Origin of the sequence: Anatilimnocola aggregata (assembly GCF_007747655.1) — a bacterium.
Classification (GTDB): Bacteria; Planctomycetota; Planctomycetia; order Pirellulales; family Pirellulaceae; genus Anatilimnocola; species Anatilimnocola aggregata.
Genome location: NZ_CP036274.1, coordinates 8,541,051 through 8,558,601, shown reverse-complemented (window position 1 = coordinate 8,558,601; position 17,551 = coordinate 8,541,051). Strand labels below are relative to the sequence as shown.

Genomic DNA, 17,551 nt, shown 5'->3' with positions numbered 1-17,551 from the left:
TCGCCTGCCAGTTCGGGAATCCGCAGATCTTGCGGACTCAGTTTTGCTATTGAGGTTTTGTTGCTCGGGACTTAATTCGTTGCGCCAGCAGCCGGTGTCGTTCCCTCAGCCGCAGCGGGGGGAGTCACTGGCACGAGCGGCGTAATCTGGTTCTTGCCCTTCGAAAATTGATCGAAGTTCATGAGCAGATCGACGAGCCCCTGCACTTGCTGCACGCTATCGCCGACGAACAACTCCGCCGGTGCTTTGCCTTGCGGCTCACCCGGTGTGTACGGAATGTTCACGGGCATCGCCGTATAGGGGAGGACCATCTTCGGATTGCCGATCCATTGCTTCAGGTAATCGGGGCGCAGACGACGGTGTACCTCTGCCAGGTCGGGTGCCTTAGCTCGCACGCTGCCACCTGGATCATAGTCGCCGACGATATGACACTTCACACAGAAGTTCTTATCGACGACGATCTTCATCGCGTCATCCAGCCGATTGGCGTCGGGGCGCATGGCCTGCCGCTCATAGGCAGCCTGCATTTCCGCCAGGTGACTATCGAGTCTCACTTCGGCCGATTCGTACGGGTAGTTCGCATTGTCGATCGCGGCGAAGTAATTGACGAGCTTGGTGGCTTCGTCGCTCGAAAGATTGAACTTCGGCATTCGCAAGAACACTGCCGGGCGAATCGGATAGGGCTGGAGCAAGAATTCGTAGAGCCAATTGTTCTGAACTTTGCTCCCCTCGCCAAACAGTGGCGGAGGCAACCAACCATAGGCCTCGCTACCACTGGCATTCGGGTTCGACTGCTGTTCGATCTGGGTGACACGCGGCAACAAGTACCGGGTGAGCATACCGCCGTTGTCGGTGTACGCACTCGTGACCGTGCTGCCCGGAATCGACATCTTGGCCTGGCCGGGCAAGTACGGAAAACCATCGACAATCGTGGGAGCAATGATCTCAACCGACAGCTTGGTGTCCTTGGGGTTGTAGCGATCTTCCGGCACCAACTCGCCATCTTCCAGATCGACCAACTCCGGCAACCCTTGCCCCTTGGTGAGGGCTGGGAATCCGAGCAGTGTCGAGTGCAGACGATTGCTGGCATCGGGCGTGGCTTGCTTGCTTAGCTCCGCTGGTGAGAAATGAGCCTGGAGGAACGGAAACACCGGGCCAGGGAGTGATTGTTCGCCAAACTGACCTGGCGGGTAGCTGATCTTCCACTTATCGGCTTCCAAGATATGGCAGCCGCCGCAGTTGAACTTCTCGAGCACAACCTTGCCCTCGGCAATGGCTTTGTCCCGGGGGTTGGCGCGATACAAATACTTCTCGCGCGGCGGCTCTGCAACCAGCCCGAGCACGAATGTGATGATCGCTTCACGATCGGTGGCCGTGAACGGAAACTGCGGCATTCGCAAGCGTTCGTTGAAGCGCTTGTTCAGCGTCTTGTCGAAGTCGTAGCTGCGCGGCTCCTTCAGCTTTTGATAAATGAAGCCGATGCGGCTGCCATGTTCCAACTCATGGTGATAATACTCGTCCGAGCCGGGCGGCAGGCTTTCGTGCTCTTCCGCCATATGATCGTGCTGATGGTCGTGGGCAGGCGCAGCCTCTGCGCCGTCACCACCACCCGCACGCTCGTCACCCGGATTGGCTGCAGCCGCGGGCGCGTGATCATGTCCCTTGGCTGTGGCTCCGTGGGCACCATGAGCAGCACCGTGACCGCCGATGTAATGCGAAATGTGTTCGAAGGCCAATCGGGAAGGATCTTTGCGACCCCAGTTTTGCAACTGCGTGCCGATGGGCTTGGCATCTTCAAAGCCGGGAATATCGTGGCAGCCGAAGCAGCCATACTTGGAAACCGTCTTCAAACCAATGTAGCGCAGCCGCTGAGCATCGGTCAGGTTGACACCCTTGGGAGTAATCAACTCGGTCTCGGCACCCTTCAACTCCGACCGCATTTCCTCCGGCAAGCCTGTCGTGAAGTATTCCTCTGCTGCATCTTTGAAGAAGGCATCGTTGAGGTACTCCAGCATCAACTTCCTCAGCGCCTCTCCTTCTTCCTTCGACATCGGTGAGGTTAGCTGTTGCTCCGACTTCACCGGTTTCCAACCACCCTTGTTGTCGCTGAGCAGGTAAGTCGTAATGTCGGCAGCAGGATCGAAGATCTTGGTCTCGGTTTTGTCCATGCCGTTTTCATCCTTGACGGGATTGCCTTCGGCATCTTTGACGACTTCGACCTGCTTCAGAGGTTCGAGGAACAGGTTCGGCATCACCGTGCGGGCGTGATACTTGGTCGGCTCCTTGATCCAGCTATAGAGCCACGTCGGACCTTGCGGATTGGCCTCCGCGCTGAACTTGGCTCCGATATTCGACAGATCTGGCCCCTGGACGATATCGTTCTCTCTGCGGAACTTCTTCGTATCAGGGAAGTCATGATGGGTATGGCACGCCAGACAGCCGCGCGTCTCGAACTGCTGCTTACCGCGGGTCAGTTTTTCTTCGTCGCTTGACGGAGTGACGCCTTCGGGCGGTTGCACTGGATCGAACTTTTGCGAGCGGTCCATTAGATAGGCGACGAGGCCACGAACTTCGATTGGCTCCAAGTCTTCTGCCACGTGCCGGGACGCATCGTCGGCCAGGTGATCCCACAGCCCGAAGAAGCGCGGCATGCGGGTGCTTTCGCGGAAGTTCTTCGGGTTCCAAATCCAATCGTAGAGAAAGGCAGTATCAACTTTTTGAGCCACGGAGCGGAGACTCGGACCCGGCTTGCGAAGGGTGCCCGGAGCCTCGACATCGCGAAACATTGCCGCCAGGCGATGGCTCTGCGGAGCAAGCACTTGGCCAAATTTGCCAGGCGCGGCAGCTTGATCTTCTTCGATCATGCCAAGCAATGTATGTCGCACCCCATCTTCAGCAGGATGGGCAGTGAGTTGAGTGGCCAACTTCGTAATTGCTGCGAGTTTGCTTAGCTGGGCGGCAAGAGCCTGTTTGTCTTCGTCTGACTCAGGCTTGATCGTGCGCAGTTCTTGCTCGCGCTGATTGACCTCCCAGGCAAGTTGCTGGGCTGCCGCAAAAAAGCTGGGTTCGAGCCGCATGTCGGGACCGACGCGACGTGTTGGACCATCGTAGCCGTTCACTTCGTGACAGCCATAACAGCCATACATGCGAATCAACCGATAGCCATGCATCAACTTTTCAGCAGGAGGATCCGGGAACTTCTGGCTCGGTTCCAACTCGACGACGTCGTGATGGCACTTGAGACAGGTCGCTTCCGTGAAGCGCGCCGGATACATCGGAAAGATCCAGTGATGGTTATTAAACCAACCGTGCTCCTTCGACCACTCGGCGGCTTGGGTGGGATCGTTCGGAGTGTGCGAAGCCCACTTGAAATCGGTCGCACTTCCTTGCCCTTCGTGGCAAATTGTGCAGGCGAAAGTCGACAACTTGTGCGGACTCGAATCGCTGAGGAACAAGTCCAACCGAGGGTGCGAGTTAAACGGGTGCTTGAGTCCTCGTAACACACCGATGCGGAATGGCTTGCCAGCAGCGGCGAGATCGATCAGCGAGACTGCAGCGCGCTGAACGCCGGTATATTGCCCGCGAAGTTCGCTGCCAGCGATGGTGGCGATCACGTCGCCCACCAGCAGGCCGGGCTTCTTCGGCACTGGAGATTCCACGACCGGCGTTATGCCAGTGGCGGCCTGCTGCTGAATCTCTTCACCGGTTGGCAATTGAACCGGGCCGTTCGGGTCGATTGGCAATGCACCAGCACCCGGCGACTTCGGTTGCACGTACTTGATGACAACGTCGTCGACGTTGACCAGGCCGTGGTCGGCCAACTTCAGACCTAGCCATTCTTCCAAGCTATAGGGAATCGGCTGTCCTTGATCGTCGACTTCTGGCAATTTGAGAGCGAGACGATTGGCCTTCACCTCCTCGAGCGTGCGTGGAGTGACGACTACCTCGAACGCCACCTGGCTGGTGTAGAGAGGCGCGGTGGGATCGCCGGGCAACGATTTTTGCATCGAACCGTGGCAGGTGGTGCAGCGGTCGAAGCGGCGAACTTTGGCAAAGTTATAGTCCTGCAACAGCCCTTCGCTCCAACGATTCTCCGGTTTGCGCGTGGCACCGAAGGCGTCAAGAATCGGCAGGTTCAGCAACTGCTTGCCGGGGCCAAAGTACGGAAAGGTATCGTAGGTGGCGATGAACGTTTCCCGTTTCTCGCGGGCCGTTGTTGCGAGCCGCTTGAGAGCAGAACGACTGTCTTCCAAGTCCTTGAAAGCGAGTTCGATGGGAGCGTTGATCTGCTTGACAATTGCTTCCAATGTCTTGCGATGAGCGCTCAAGGCCTGATATTGGGCGTTGATCTTATTGAGCTTGTCGACCTGGGTATCGATGGCCTTTTGGAGAGCCGCCATTTCGCCGGTCAGGTTATCGCGAATGGCAATATCCAGATCGGCCTTGGCCTTATCGACGTGGGCCGATTGTCCTTTGCGATCCCCAAGCTTTTGCGTTTCGTGAATGAAAGCTTTGTCGACCTTGCTCTGCAGCAGCTTGACGATGCTTGCGCGGCGATTGGCCGCATCGGCTTCGACCACAGCCGCTTTGGTTTCGGCCGCCTTGGCAGCTCGCTGCAACTCCGCATCGTCAAGTTTCGCTTCAGCGGCCGCGCGGGCTGCATCGCCAGCCGCGCGATCGGCAACTGCTGCGTCCGATACTTCGCGCAGCGTCTTTAATTCAGCTGACAGGTCGGGCAGATCGCTCTCGGCCGGCAGGTCTTTGAAGTTGACCTTGAAAGACTTCAGTTCAGCCCCGAATGCATCGATGGCGGCGGGATCAATGGGCGAAGCCTTGGCCTTGCTGTAAGCAATTTCGAGCTTGGCAACTTGCTTGTTCGCTTCGTCCGTTTTGTACTGATCTTCCCGCATTTGGGTCATGCGGCGATCGACCAGGACGTTCGTCTCTTGATACTTCTTCCAAGAGCGAAAGTGGTCTTTATAAAACATCCAGACCGTACACAGGGTCAGCACCACGCCACCCACCGCAAAGATGCGATGCATGAGCGTCATACTACGCCAGGTCGATTCGGTTGCGGGCATGACTTCTCTCCGCCGCGGCGGCCTTTATTGCGAAACTCGACTTAACGGACTACGTACCGGCAATTTTCAAGGAGCCCAGGAACGGAGCGCGCTAAAAGTTCATCATGTATTCGGGCAAGGAAATGAAATACTTCAAATTCAGAGTCCAGCGTGCCACCATCTTCAGCGGCAACAGCATCATCATCAGCAGCAGGTTCGTCATCACCATGTAGCGAATGAAACCCATCTTGACGAACAGGTGCTGAAAGAACTTGCTTACAACCACGAGGAATGGTGGCAGGACGGTCAGGTAACCAATCAGCAGCAGGATGCCCGGCAATTCGCGGAGCATGATGTAACCGAACTTGACTAAGGCGGCCGACCCTTCGGGCGCTGCTGGCCGACTACTGCCTAACGCCCACACCCAGAAGTACTCCGACAGGTCGACGTTGTTGAGCACTTCGACTTTGTGCGTGTCCCAAATCTCGTACGGACCGAAGAAGTTCCAGTTGGGACCACGCAGGAACGTACCCATCACAATCAGCGTGATCCAGAGGACGAGGAAGCCGAACTGGAAGGTGACGTAAGCAAACTTCCGCTGGTCGATGGTGTAGTAGCCGTTTCCCTGCTTGTTGAAGTCGATATAGGGAATCGCCATCAAGCCGGCGACAACCATGCTCGGCAGCACCACACCCGCCATCCACGGATCGTAGTAAACGAGCATTTCTTGCAGACCGAGAAAGTACCAAGGGGCCTTCGACGGATTGGGGGTTTTCACTGCCGACGCAGGCTCTTCCAGCGGAGCTTGCAGGGCAATCGCCCACACCAGCAGGAAGGCGGTGAGAGCTACCATGCAGATCAGTTCGGTGTAGACCAGATCGGGCCAGACGAGCACCTTCTCATTGTCCAACTTCTCGAGCGGTTCCAGCCCTAACTTGGCGCGATCGTCGTTTTGCACGGCCTGATAGGCACCCAGCCAGGTGAAGAAGCCGAGGAGGAACATCAAGCCAACGATTGGCACGTTGTCCGGCTTCATCACGATCAGCGCGAAGTTCTGATCGGTCATCGACATACCCATCAGCAACATCGACAGATTCAGCAGCACCCAAGCCACGATGGGCTGCACGAAGAACCGACGGAAGATAAACAAAAAGCCAAGCAGCACCAGCGAACCGATGGTGTAGACCGTCGGGTTCATTGCGCGGTTGATCCCCTCGCGAACGAAGAGCGGCAGCGAAATGTAAGGAGCCAGTTCAGCCGAGCCGCTATAGGCAAGTGCGCCCATGAGCAGGAAGACCAAGGAAACCAGCAGCCAAACGACCGAACCCGTGAACGGAAACTTCACGACCGGCAGGCGGAAGAACGTGCGATCGCGCCCCGACTGCCAGACAATCAGCGCCAGGGCTGCATTCATTACCGCCATGAGCAAGTAATACGAGCCCAAGAAGCCGGCAATCTTGGCGACGAATATTTCTGGTGGTTCGTGTCCGTGCATCGCAGCCTGCCATTCACCTGATCAAAAGTTCGGCGGCAAAAACCGACCGAACAAAATCGCCAACACACTTTAGCCGCCAACTACTCGGCGACCAGTTTCAACCTACAGCGGACCGCTAATGCCGCCGTCCTTACGCACTCGCCAGAAGTGGATTGCCAGCAGCAGCGAAACCGCCAGCGGAATCGCCACACAGTGGAGCACGTAAAAACGATTCAACGTTTCTTCGCCCACGAACCGCGCGCCGAGCAAACCGAAGCGAGCGTCGGAAGCGTTCGTAATCATGTTGATGCCGTCCACCTGCAGGAACATGGCACCCGGACCTTCGTAGCCCAATAACGGCGTCGCACGGGCCATGTTCGAACCCACCGTGATCGCCCAAATGGCCAGCTGATCCCAAGGGAGCAAGTAGCCCGTGAAGGACAGGAGCAACGTGAGCAGGAGCAAGATGACACCGATCACCCAGTTGAACTCACGCGGCGGCTTGTACGACCCCGTGAGAAACACGCGGTACATATGCAGCCAAACGGTAATCACCATCGCGTGGGCACCCCAGCGATGCAGCTCGCGCAAGATGCCGAGCGATGTCACATCGCGGAGCGCGAGGATATCGTTGTACGCCCACTCGAGCGTGGGGCGATAATAAAACATCAGCAGCACGCCGGTGACGGTTTCGACCAGAAACAGGAAGAACGTCACACCACCCATGCACCACGTAAAGCTGAGAGCAATGCCCTGCTTTTTGATGGAGACGGGGTGCAGGTGCAGGAAGAAGTTCGTCAGCATCACGACGATGCGATTGCGTCGATCCAACGGAGCTGGATGACGGAAGACACTCTTCCAAATCTGCGATTCGCGGATGATTTCGCCGAGCGTGGCCATAGGTATATCAGTGATTCAAGTCGCCAAAAAATGCGGAACCAGCGAGCAACTCGCGCCAGACAGAACCAACAAGCAGCCAGAGCTAAACCGAGACGAACGAAGCAGCATCTTTCCACTGCCCCTGCTCCTGGTTGAACGTGCGGCTCTTATCGACTTCCAACTGGCCGTCGTCGGCCAGACTAATGGCATAGCGCTCCAACGGACGAGGAGCCGGACCTTCGAAGTTAATGCCGTCCTTATAGAAACCACTACCGTGGCAAGGACACTTAAACTTTTGCTCGGCCTCAAGCCAGTTCGGCGTGCAGCCAAGGTGCGTGCAGACAGCCTTTAAGGCAAAGATCATTGGCTTGCCATCGAACTCGTAGCGGACAATCCAGACACCGAACTCGGGAATGAATTTAGTCTCAACCTGACCGGGCCCAAAGTTTGTCGGCGGACCAACCTTAAACCGAGTCGGCGGCTCGATCAAAATATTCGGAAACATGTAGCGAGCCAAACCCAGCACCCACATCAAGTGAGTGACGGCCAACGAAGTAAAGCCGATGGCCAACGACGAACCAAACAGCGCACCAGCGGCCGCTGCCATAAACGTCCGGCGGTCGGGGTCAGCTGCCGCGGCCGGCCGAGCAAACGCAGGCTTGGCTGGCATTGGCGGCGCTTCGAGCTTCTTCTTGCCAGCAGGAACGACAGGAGCAATCCCCTTCGCCTCGGCCTCTGCTTTGGAAACAGGCCCTGGCTTCGCTGCTTTGCGAGCGGCGGCAAGGACACTCGCGGTATCTTTGGGGACCGCAGCCGCAACTGCGGCATCAGTCTTGGGTGGCGCTGGCTTGGGCTTTTCAGCAACCGGTGCGGCAGCGGCGACTGGTGCGGGAGCAGCAGGTGCAGCGGGCTTTTTGCCAGCCTTGGCCATCGCCAGAATATCGGCAGCACTCATTGAGCCCGCCTTCACCGCAGCCTTCGGTGCCGGCGCTGCAGGAGCAGCTTCAGCTGCCACAGGCTCGACATCAGGAGCTGCTGCGGCAGGAGCAGGCGCAGCAGGTTCGGCTGGCTTTTTCGCGCCACCAGCTTTGGCAGCCGCAAGAATCTCTTCAACCGACATTTTTTTGGCCATAACGCCAAGCCTTTGCCCACAATTACGACGCCTCAGCTGCGGCGTGCGCACAATTTCAGGATATATCGTCCGCCTTCGACCCTCACCAGCGCGATCAGCAAGTCGTTTTCCGGAAATGACTTACCCCTCAAGCAGGCAGGCGGGAAACCTTGTGATATTTTTCACAATCCCTGCTTGTTTAAGTTTTAGCCGGTTCTCGTCTTCTGTCAACCACCCTGAAGCGGGTGGTTTCGGTCCCGCTGGCAAGTTGAGTACCTTGCCTGGCTCCCGGTTGCGGGAGCGTTAATTTAGCCCGTCAAATCGAAAAGGTGAATCGGGCGAAGCGCGGTTTTAAAAGTGTTTTTTCGTCTGCCAGTGATTTACTCTGCTCGTTGCTAAGTCGTTAAATGCCAATCTGCCCCAGCATGTCGATGAAGCGACTCAGGGCCGTCGAGATCTGCGGGTGCGAAGCTTCAAACTCCAGGACCTTCTGCTCAATCAGGTTCCTCGACTCGCTGGTATCGGGAAGACTACCCTCCTCTTCCGTCGCTTGATGCAAAGCGGTTGAAATATCCGCGGCGGCCGATTGCAACAGGGCCCGGGTCTCGGGGTCTGACGCTTCGAGGTTGTGAAGCTCCCGCTCCAAGTCGGCAATGGCGGCGCGCAGGCGGTCAGCTTTGTCGGTCATGGCCAGCATCACTTTCGGAGAGGAATCTACAAAACAAACTCGTGAGCACATTCAACGAAGCGGCCCGGTCAATTCTAACGGAGAATCGCCGGGCCCGCAGCAGTTGAACGTGCAACTTGGGTCTCTCGCTCGCCGCTATTGCGGTTTTGCCGATTCGGCAGGAGTCGAGACTTCCGTCACTTTCTTCTGGGCAATTTCCGCCGCAGCCTTCAGTTTGCCAATCACTTCCCGAACCAGCGAAGCTGGCAGGGCATAACTTTCGACGCGGCCGGCGCGGGCAATGTTGATGCCCAGGCACTTGCCATCGAGATCGACAATGGGGCCGCCGCAATCGGCGGGACGCAAGACCGTATCGTGCTGAATGGCAAGCGTAAACCCTGCGCGACGCTCACTTAGCGGGCCGCCCAGGTTGTTCTGAAACTCAGCCCGTTCCCCGCCATGAAACAGCGTGGCGAGGTTGCCGAGCGTGACGGTAATCGACATCTCTTTGTCGCCGCGCTTTACGACCAGTTCGATCCGCTCGCCCGGCATATAACCGCGCACCGTCTCGATCAGGTTCTGCCGACCCTTGATATCCTTCGTATTCACTTTCAGTACGATATCGCCCGCTTCCATGCCAGCTCGCAAGGCGGCGCTATCGGGCATGATCTTTTCGATTCGGGCTACATCGTCTTTTTGATCCAACTGCACACCGAGCGCACCCGAGGGAGCGGCGATTTTGCGGGCCCCTACGCTCACCACGCCAATGGCGACAGGATCGAGCTCCAGACCCGGAGTAATCAACCAACTACCGACCGAGGCGTCGATATTGTCCGACCAGGCAATCGTGTGCAGTTTGCCCGCGTTAATCTTCAGTAGAGCCAAGTCGACCGTGGTGTCTTTGCCGACCAGGTCCGCCGTCACGCGGCGACCGTCGAGCAATTGACATTCGAGCTTTCCCTTGAGTTCGCTGGCCTTCGTAATCACAAAGCCCTGCGAATCGACCACCGCGCCCAGAGCCGCCTTGCGACCATCCGCAAACACGCGGACCGTACTCTGAGCGGGGTCTTTCACCACATCGCGAAACGCGGCGAGCACTTTCGAGTGCGAACGTTCCGTGGCCCGTAACGATACCGGAGCCAGCGCGAGCAAAGCTACGGGGACCAGCGACCACTTCATCCAACTGCCGGCAGACAAATTCATGGAACAAGCACTCCCTGAAAATGATCCCTCACCGCGATTTAATCACGTCCTTCGAATCACTACTGCACGGCGTGAAATTCTGGCTCTTGTTTCACTCCGTACGATCTTCCTCATTGAACTATACTGACTTCGTGGCCAAAAGACGAATTTATTGACAGCTCGTTTACATTACTTCGGCGACACTTCACCTCAGCAACACTTCCCGCCGGCGGCAACGCGCACAGCGGTCTCGCTGCTACTCTCCCCGCTTACCGAGCACGAGCTTCAACTCCAACGTCTCTTCGCCTCGCTTTACCTTCAATTTGATGCGATCTCCGGGTTGCTGCTGCTGCACTTGGGCCGACAGAGACGGAAAATCGGTAATCACCTCACCGTCGAACGCCTCGACAATATCCCCCACCTTTAACCCCGCCTTCTCCGCAGGGGAGTCGGGGAAAACGTGAGCTAGCTTGGCATTCTTCGCATCTTTCTCACCCCGTACACCGAGAAAAGGCTCCTGGCCGGGAAAATGCCCCCAAGCCTCAGCCTTCACCATCCGGTCCCAGGTATCTTTGAACGTATTCACCGGCACATGCATATTGGCCGTTAGGGGCGTCGCAATCCGGCTGTTGATGCCGATGACCTTCCCCTCCATATCGAACAGCGGACCGCCCGAATCGCCACCCACCAGCGTGCAGTCGGTGGTCAGCACGGTTCGCTCAACCAGCAGCAAGCGCCCCAGCCGCAAAACCGGCTTCCGGTCCGATTGATAGCCACCGGGATGCCCCGTCGCGAGAACCCATTGCCCTTCTCGCAGCTTCGACGAATCCCCCATCTCCAAATGCGGGAAATCCTTCCCTTCGGTGATCTTCATCAGGCCGCCGTCAACGCTCCGATCGAGCCCCAGCGTCTCGCCGAACAGCTTGCGACCGTCATACAACTGAAACAACACTTGCCGCTTCGGCTGTCCCGAAACGTGCGCGGCCGTCAGCACGTAGCCTTCCTTATTAATAATGACACCGCTTCCCTGGGCAGCACCAACTTGCACCCCCACGGTCGCCTTCTGCAGCTTTTCGCTGATCTTACGAACGTGGTCCTGCATCAGTCGCAGGTCGGCAATGCCGCTCGGATTGGCCCCGGCGAAAATCTTGGCCAGGCGCGGATCAATCGTTTCTTCAGCCGCCGGCGAGGCTGCTGGAGATGCCGGCAAAGTGGTCTTCGCGACAGAGGGTGCCGTATCCGGTGCTTTGACGGCAGCTTGATTGGGTGCCGGCTGATTCGCCGCCGGCTTACTCTCTTGGGCGTGAGCAAACGGGAGAGAGAGAAAGATCGCCACCAAGATGCCCGCGATTTGGGGCATCCTGTGCATCCTGCCGAACGTATTACCTGCCGTCATCGGCCGCCATCCAGTTGTTGAACAAGCGAGAGGCAAGGTCGCAGCGCGAGGGACCAACCGCCGGAGCGCTCCCTGCTAAGTCGAGTTAATCATACCCGACCCGCCTGCAAATTTCCTCTCATTCCCCAAAAAATGCCGCACTCCGCCAATCGCCGCTAGCTACGTTCTCGGCACGCTCTGCCATGACGCCCATCTCCTTGCTTCTGCCGCGCTCCTATCCAATTCCCAGCCTCACCACCAGTCAGGTGTGTGTCGAACGATGGAAGTGTACGTGCTTCCACGCGCCACCCATCTTCTGCCACACGCGAGTCTCTTCCACACGCGAAGTCTGCGGACCGCCAGCCGAGTCGAGCGATTGATTCAGTCGCACGTAGGTCAGCACCGCACCGCTATCGCCGAGCAAGCGAACATGGGGCTGACTCATCGTCACCACCTTCGCCGGCTTTTGCGGCGTTCCAGGCAAATCGAAGTAGTACTTGTGAAAAGCCATTCCGGCGACGAGTTGCCCGCGTGCCTCCGCCTCGAAGCAGGTGATCGACGGATCGCAGAGCGATTCGTACGTCGCCCAATCGCCACTGATGATCGCGTTGAGCAGCGTCTGGTTCAGTTGCAACAGTTCGTCGGTAACACTCGCAGCCATGATGGATCCTTCTTCACTTGAGTTGTGAATTCGTTTGTCGTGTCTTTTTGTCGTGTATTGCTGATGTCTTGCCTTTCTTAGCCCGACGCGTCAGCGAGGGAGCACCTTTAACTCTCACTCCATTTTCCCAGGACTCGCTGCACTTCACCCTCGCTCACGCGTCGGGCTAAGTGGGAGCACGCTCGTAAATCGCGAACGTCGTATCGTACTGGTTGCGGGCGTCAGCTGTGTAGCGGGTTTCCTGCTGCAATTTCCATTCATTCCACTCGACCCGCGGAAACGACGTATCTCCCGCCGGCTCCGCCTCGACCCATGTCCAGTACAACCGATCTGCCTGCGGCAGCGTGAGGGCGTAAATCTCGCCGCCCCCGACCACAAACAGTTCTGACTGCTCGCGCGCGAGGCTCAGCGCCGCCGCCACATCGCGCACCAATAAGACCTGCCCCGCGCCATCAATAGCCACGCTGGGCAACGTCGCCTCCACACTAACGGGCTCCGCTTGCCGCGATAGCACCAGGCTCACTCTGCCCGGCAGGGGTTTGCCCAAGGCCGCCACGATCGACTCGTACGTCTTGCGTCCCATCAGCACTGTCTGGCCTAGCGTCAACTGCTTGAACCGCTTCAAGTCCGCGCTCAACCGCCACGGCAACTCCCCGCGATTTCCTATTACCCCATTTCGCGCCACCGCTACCAGCAACGACAGCCTGGGCATACGAGCCGGAGAGGGGGAGAGTGAGAACGAGAGTGACAAGTGAAATTTCCTGCAGCGCCAGCGAACGTGTGTTTGTTCAATTTATCCGCCGAGAGAATAGGTCCCAGCCCGGGTCCGCGCAATTTTCGGGCTCGCTGACGTTACCTTCAGCCGGCAACCGCCGACCCGAAACATTGTCCTGACCCACTAGCGCAATTCCGCGAGATCGTTCTCCTCGCGCGATTACCCTCCCTTCCTCACTCCCTCGCCTCGGTACTCCGGGGTGAGGGGCCGCACTGTGCACGACCTTTCCTTCGCTCGCAATCTCCCCGCTCTCCTTCATTCTGCATTCTGCGTTCTGCCTTCTCCCTTTCCTCCGCCCTTTCCCGCTCCTCTCGCTTCCACGGCTTCTCCGGTTCGACCCACATGCCCGGGATCGGCATGAGGTAGCCACCCACGTCGCGAAAGATGCGGCCGTGCTGGTTGACGTGCAGCTTGCTCTTCTTCACGGGCTGTGCGGGCTGCGTTGGCGCGCCCTGCGACTGCACTGGAAGTTCCGCTGGCCGCTCGTGGGGCTCGAGCAGTTCCGGAGCATGCTGCAACTTGTACGACAGCGACAACTGCTGCGCTAACCGGCTCCTCCCCTCTGCGGTCAGGTTCTGCGGAATCTCTAGCTTGGGAGTTGAGGAGGCGGGTGAAGAGGGGGAGAGTGGGAGTGAGGGAGAGGGGGAGACAGGAACAGAAACAAGAGCGGGAATTGATGTCTGGAAATTTCCGGAATCTTCAATTGTTTCGACATGACTCGCTACGCTCTTATCTACTGACTCCTCCACGACTTCCGCCACAATCACTTCCTCCTGAATCCCAAAACTTTCCATTTTCAATTTCCAGAATTCTTCCTCCGTCTTCACTTCTGCATTCTGACTTCTACCTTCTAACTTGTTCTCTTCTTCCTTCTCCCCCTCTCCCTCACTCCCACTCTCCCCCTCTTTCCCCGCCCCCTCCCACTTCGCCAACTCCCGCAGTGACAGTTCCACCTCCGCGCGCAGTTCGGCGATCATTTCTTCCTTCGTCAGCGCGGCGGGCTCGAACAGTCTCCCCTCGCAGCTGAGGTCCACCGTGCCGTCGCGCTTGAGCCCGTCGAGCTCGGCCAGTTCGCGGCTGATCTCGCGGGCCTCGCGCAGCATGCTTGGATTGCCGCGGCACTGCCGGCTCCACGATTCCTCGCGCTCGATGACGCCGTTTCGTTTCACGACCTTGGCCGAGACGAGCGGCTTGCGCGACTCGCGCCACGCCTCCATCGAATCTTCGTACATCATTTGCAGTTGCCGTCGCCGCAATCGCACGCAGTTGTACAACCGCTGCTCGCGGCTCAGCTCGCGAAACTCCGCCGTTTTCCGCGTGATGTGCGGCACCAGCGAGCCTTGCCACTGCTCCATCTTCTGCACGATTTTGCAGATCGCGCTCGGCGTCAGCTGAAAGCTGATCGCCACATCCTTCTGCTTGCGCCCTTCGACGCGAACCAACTTGAAAATCTCGATATCCTGGGCACTGATGCGTAGCTTGCGAGACATAACGGCTCCTTTCGAAATGAAAACAAACAAACCCAAACCGGGGCGGGGCAATTTTCGGGCGCGCAGACGTTGCCGTCAGCCGCTCAGCGCCGACCCGAAACATTGTCCTGACCCACAAGCGCAGCTTCGCGAGATCGCTCTCCTCGCGCGATCGTTCCACCCCATTGGGTTCCGGAGGATTTTCGGGCCAACCTCTCTCAGCCAATGCGACCACTCCCGAGCCCGAAAAACCTCCCGACCCCGGCCTGGCGTTCTCACGAACTGCGCAGAACATCCTGCGCAACTACTCACAACATTAAAGACATGCTGCTCACATCGCAAGCACATTTTGAAAACATTTTCAGATAGTTCCCAGCAACTCTAGTGCACAAGCCAATGACCCACCGCCGCAGGGGCGGTGGCGTGAGAAGGGGGGCGGAGAGCGAACTCGTCGGAAGGTCAGGTACGGAATACCTGACAGGCAATTGCAGCTGACAAGATCAGCGATTGAGCAACGAGTTTGCGATTGGCCGCGTCAGAGGGCGGAAGAAGGTGTCAGTCACGGAGTGACTGACCAACGTGTTACTTCGGCTTTCGTTTGGGGGGCTGACTCATTCGCCCGTGGGCCGGACTGGCGGGGCGAGGGTCGGGCCATTTGCTGACGAGTGCGCGCAGGGCTTTGGTAAGCACCAAGTCGAATTCGACAAAGGCGTTGAGATCGACGGCAATCCTGCCGTGTGCTCGGTTGTGGCAGAGCACCAACTGTAAATCAGGCCCGGGGCCGGTTTGCATGGCATGCCTTCAAGGGGAAAGGCCGCGATCATCCCTGCGGCAAACTCTGAGAAATCTCGAATCCGACGGACGGTTCTCAGTCACGGTGTGACTGAGCTACGGGAAAACGGGAAATGGGCTTGGGAACTTCTTACAGGGTTATTCGCTACAACTCCCTCTGTATTATTCCGACGTTTCTGAACCCCCTAAGGTTCGCGGGTTTTGTCTTCGGGTTACCGCAAAGCGGGGGAGTGCACTCCTGGGTCGCTTGCGCCGCAGCGCGGTGTTGGCTAAAGGAACTTGATCGCCAAGCAGCGCTCAGTGAGCTACCGGCAATTTCCGCTACCGGGCAATTCGGCTCCCTTAGTGGCGAAATTCATTTACAGCTAGCGGCCACCGGGCTATACTCGCGAGCTTTGTCAACCGCCCACCTTCCCGAGTCCTCTCCCGGAGTTCTGTTCGATGAGTAAGTCCCTTGCGGGCGACGCGATCGCGCCCAATGCCTACCGCCTGTTGTGGGCAGGGTTTATGGCAATCCTGGCCGCTGGCGTCGGTTTCGCGATTCGCGGCGGTATCTTCGATAACTGGGGCGGGGAATTCGGGTTCACCGGTGCCGAACTGGGTGCCATCGGCGCTGCTGGTTTCACCGGCTTTTGCTTTGGCATCATTATCGGCGGAATCGTCGTCGATAAGGTTGGCTATGGTTGGCTGGTGGCAGCTGCCTTCTTGTTCCACATTGCCTCGGCCATCGTCACGTTCATGGCCATGGCACCGGCAGACGCCGCCAGCATGACCAAAGAAGCTTTGGACCTCGCCAAGTCGAATGCCAACATGTACCTGACGGTGGGCATGTTCCTGTTCGCGATTGCCAACGGCACGCTCGAAGCGGTGGCCAACCCGCTGGTCGCGACGTTGTTCCCGAACAACCGCACCCACTACCTCAACATTCTGCACGCCAGTTGGCCGGCCGGTTTGATCCTCGGCAGCGCCCTCGGCTGGGTGCTCGACGACATCTACAAGATCCATTGGAAGATGCAGCTCGCACTGTATCTCATTCCGACCGTGCTGTACGGCATTATGTTCCTGGGGCAGTCGTTTCCCAAGTCGGAAGCTTCGGAGAAGGGCCTCAGCATCGGCGAAATGTTCAAGGACGTCGGTCTATTGGGTGGAGCGGTGGTTTGCTTCCTGCTCGCGCTGTTCTTTGGCGATCTCGCGAAAGCGGCGTTTCCCCCCGGTTCGCCAATTCCCCAATACATCGGTTATGCCATTGGCGGTGTGCTGTTGCTCGGCATCGGCATCATCACCAAGTTTTCGATCGGTTCGATTTTGCTCTTCGTGCTATTCATCACACACGCCCTGGTCGGCGCGGTGGAACTGGGCACGGACGGCTGGATTCAGAACATCACGGGCAACATCTTGTCGTCGAGCGAAGGGAAGTTCCTGTTCGTATTCACGTCGGCAGTTATGTTCGGCCTCCGCTTCTGTTCGCACTTCATCGAAAAGAAGCTCGGCATGTCGCCCGTGGCGATTCTGCTCGCCTGTGCCGTGCTGGCCTTCATCGGCCTCAACCTGACGAGCATGGCATCGACCTTTGTGATGGCACTGTTGGCGCTAACCGTGTACGGCGTCGGCAAGACCTTCTTCTGGCCGACGATGCTCGCGGTAGCCAGCGATCGCTTTCCGCGGTCAGGTGCCGTGGCCATCAGCATCATGGGTGGCATCGGCATGATGTCGGCTGGGCTTGTTGGTTCGAAGGGGCTCGGCTACTTCAAGGATCGCTATGCGGGTGAAGAAGTTGCCAAGGCCGATCCGGCGCTGTTTGAAGAGTACAAGGCCGAACAGGCCAGCAAGTTTCTCGTCTTCCCTGATGCTTACGGCCTCGACGGCAAGAAGCTGGGAGCTGCCAAGGATGCGAAGCCGCGGACCGCGGAGCAGACGAAGGTCGTCGAAGCTGACATTCGTGGCGATCGTCGCACGCTGGTAACCGATAGCGCCATCCCAGCGACGATGGCCGTGATCTACTTGGGCCTGTTGATCTACTTCAAGTCGATTGGCGGCTACAAGGCGCTGAAGATCCACGAAGATCCGGTTGGCATTGCCGAAGCGTAGTCGCTATTCACTCAGCGA

Annotated in this window: 12 protein-coding genes; 1 reads left to right on the top strand and 11 read right to left on the bottom strand. The window is 57.9% G+C overall.

What is annotated here, in order from left to right; all coding sequences use genetic code 11:
* Positions 1–71: 71 nt before the first annotated feature.
* From ETAA8_RS32550 to ETAA8_RS32500, 11 genes are all read right to left on the bottom strand, one after another.
* A complete protein-coding gene (locus tag ETAA8_RS32550; protein WP_145099070.1) occupies positions 72–5,081 on the bottom strand; it encodes a hypothetical protein in 5,010 nt (1,669 codons plus the stop codon).
* A 91-nt stretch (positions 5,082–5,172) separates the two neighbouring features.
* Positions 5,173–6,555 carry a cytochrome b family protein gene (locus tag ETAA8_RS32545; protein WP_145099067.1) on the bottom strand — a complete coding sequence of 461 codons (1,383 nt, stop codon included), beginning with the start codon at positions 6,553–6,555 and terminating at the stop codon, positions 5,173–5,175.
* A 102-nt stretch (positions 6,556–6,657) separates the two neighbouring features.
* The gene (locus tag ETAA8_RS32540; RefSeq protein ID WP_145099064.1) at positions 6,658–7,434 is read right to left on the bottom strand and encodes a cytochrome b N-terminal domain-containing protein; all 777 of its coding nucleotides are present in this window, start codon (positions 7,432–7,434) and stop codon (positions 6,658–6,660) included.
* Positions 7,435–7,516: 82 nt separating this feature from the next.
* On the bottom strand, positions 7,517–8,545 hold the full coding sequence (locus tag ETAA8_RS35095; RefSeq protein ID WP_202921412.1) for a QcrA and Rieske domain-containing protein: 1,029 nt from the start codon (positions 8,543–8,545) through the stop codon (positions 7,517–7,519).
* Positions 8,546–8,927: 382 nt separating this feature from the next.
* Positions 8,928–9,212, bottom strand: coding sequence for a DUF4404 family protein (locus ETAA8_RS32530; RefSeq protein WP_202921411.1), 285 nt, complete (start codon positions 9,210–9,212; stop codon positions 8,928–8,930).
* Between the two features lie 135 nt (positions 9,213–9,347).
* Positions 9,348–10,394 carry a S1C family serine protease gene (locus ETAA8_RS32525; protein WP_145099058.1) on the bottom strand — a complete coding sequence of 349 codons (1,047 nt, stop codon included), beginning with the start codon at positions 10,392–10,394 and terminating at the stop codon, positions 9,348–9,350.
* Between the two features lie 235 nt (positions 10,395–10,629).
* Positions 10,630–11,733, bottom strand: coding sequence for a S1C family serine protease (locus tag ETAA8_RS32520; protein WP_202921410.1), 1,104 nt, complete (start codon positions 11,731–11,733; stop codon positions 10,630–10,632).
* A 277-nt stretch (positions 11,734–12,010) separates the two neighbouring features.
* Positions 12,011–12,409 carry a DUF4440 domain-containing protein gene (locus ETAA8_RS32515; protein WP_145099052.1) on the bottom strand — a complete coding sequence of 133 codons (399 nt, stop codon included), beginning with the start codon at positions 12,407–12,409 and terminating at the stop codon, positions 12,011–12,013.
* A 166-nt stretch (positions 12,410–12,575) separates the two neighbouring features.
* The gene (locus ETAA8_RS32510) at positions 12,576–13,121 is read right to left on the bottom strand and encodes a dihydrofolate reductase (protein WP_238397842.1); all 546 of its coding nucleotides are present in this window, start codon (positions 13,119–13,121) and stop codon (positions 12,576–12,578) included.
* A 236-nt stretch (positions 13,122–13,357) separates the two neighbouring features.
* Positions 13,358–14,674 carry a hypothetical protein gene (locus ETAA8_RS32505; RefSeq protein ID WP_145099046.1) on the bottom strand — a complete coding sequence of 439 codons (1,317 nt, stop codon included), beginning with the start codon at positions 14,672–14,674 and terminating at the stop codon, positions 13,358–13,360.
* 561 nt (positions 14,675–15,235) lie between these two features.
* Positions 15,236–15,445, bottom strand: a complete 210-nt coding sequence (locus ETAA8_RS32500) for a hypothetical protein (protein ID WP_145099043.1) — start codon at positions 15,443–15,445, stop codon at positions 15,236–15,238.
* A 441-nt stretch (positions 15,446–15,886) separates the two neighbouring features.
* Between ETAA8_RS32500 and ETAA8_RS32495 the strand changes: the two genes are divergently transcribed.
* Entirely contained in the window at positions 15,887–17,533 is a 1,647-nt protein-coding gene (locus tag ETAA8_RS32495) for an MFS transporter (RefSeq protein ID WP_202921409.1), read from the top strand.
* The last annotated feature ends 18 nt before the right edge of the window (positions 17,534–17,551 follow it).

Excerpts from the sequence above, each read along its gene's own strand:
- ETAA8_RS32550 (WP_145099070.1), bottom strand. The coding sequence starts at position 5,081 with ATGCCCGCAACCGAATCGACCTGGCGTAGTATGACGCTCATGCATCGC.
- ETAA8_RS32545 (WP_145099067.1), bottom strand. The coding sequence starts at position 6,555 with ATGCACGGACACGAACCACCAGAAATATTCGTCGCCAAGATTGCCGGC.
- ETAA8_RS32540 (WP_145099064.1), bottom strand. The coding sequence starts at position 7,434 with ATGGCCACGCTCGGCGAAATCATCCGCGAATCGCAGATTTGGAAGAGT.
- ETAA8_RS35095 (WP_202921412.1), bottom strand. The coding sequence starts at position 8,545 with ATGGCCAAAAAAATGTCGGTTGAAGAGATTCTTGCGGCTGCCAAAGCT.
- ETAA8_RS32530 (WP_202921411.1), bottom strand. The coding sequence starts at position 9,212 with ATGACCGACAAAGCTGACCGCCTGCGCGCCGCCATTGCCGACTTGGAG.
- ETAA8_RS32525 (WP_145099058.1), bottom strand. The coding sequence starts at position 10,394 with ATGAATTTGTCTGCCGGCAGTTGGATGAAGTGGTCGCTGGTCCCCGTA.
- ETAA8_RS32520 (WP_202921410.1), bottom strand. The coding sequence starts at position 11,733 with ATGCCCCAAATCGCGGGCATCTTGGTGGCGATCTTTCTCTCTCTCCCG.
- ETAA8_RS32515 (WP_145099052.1), bottom strand. The coding sequence starts at position 12,409 with ATGGCTGCGAGTGTTACCGACGAACTGTTGCAACTGAACCAGACGCTG.
- ETAA8_RS32510 (WP_238397842.1), bottom strand. The coding sequence starts at position 13,121 with ATGCCCAGGCTGTCGTTGCTGGTAGCGGTGGCGCGAAATGGGGTAATA.
- ETAA8_RS32505 (WP_145099046.1), bottom strand. The coding sequence starts at position 14,674 with ATGTCTCGCAAGCTACGCATCAGTGCCCAGGATATCGAGATTTTCAAG.
- ETAA8_RS32500 (WP_145099043.1), bottom strand. The coding sequence starts at position 15,445 with ATGCAAACCGGCCCCGGGCCTGATTTACAGTTGGTGCTCTGCCACAAC.
- ETAA8_RS32495 (WP_202921409.1), top strand. The coding sequence starts at position 15,887 with ATGAGTAAGTCCCTTGCGGGCGACGCGATCGCGCCCAATGCCTACCGC.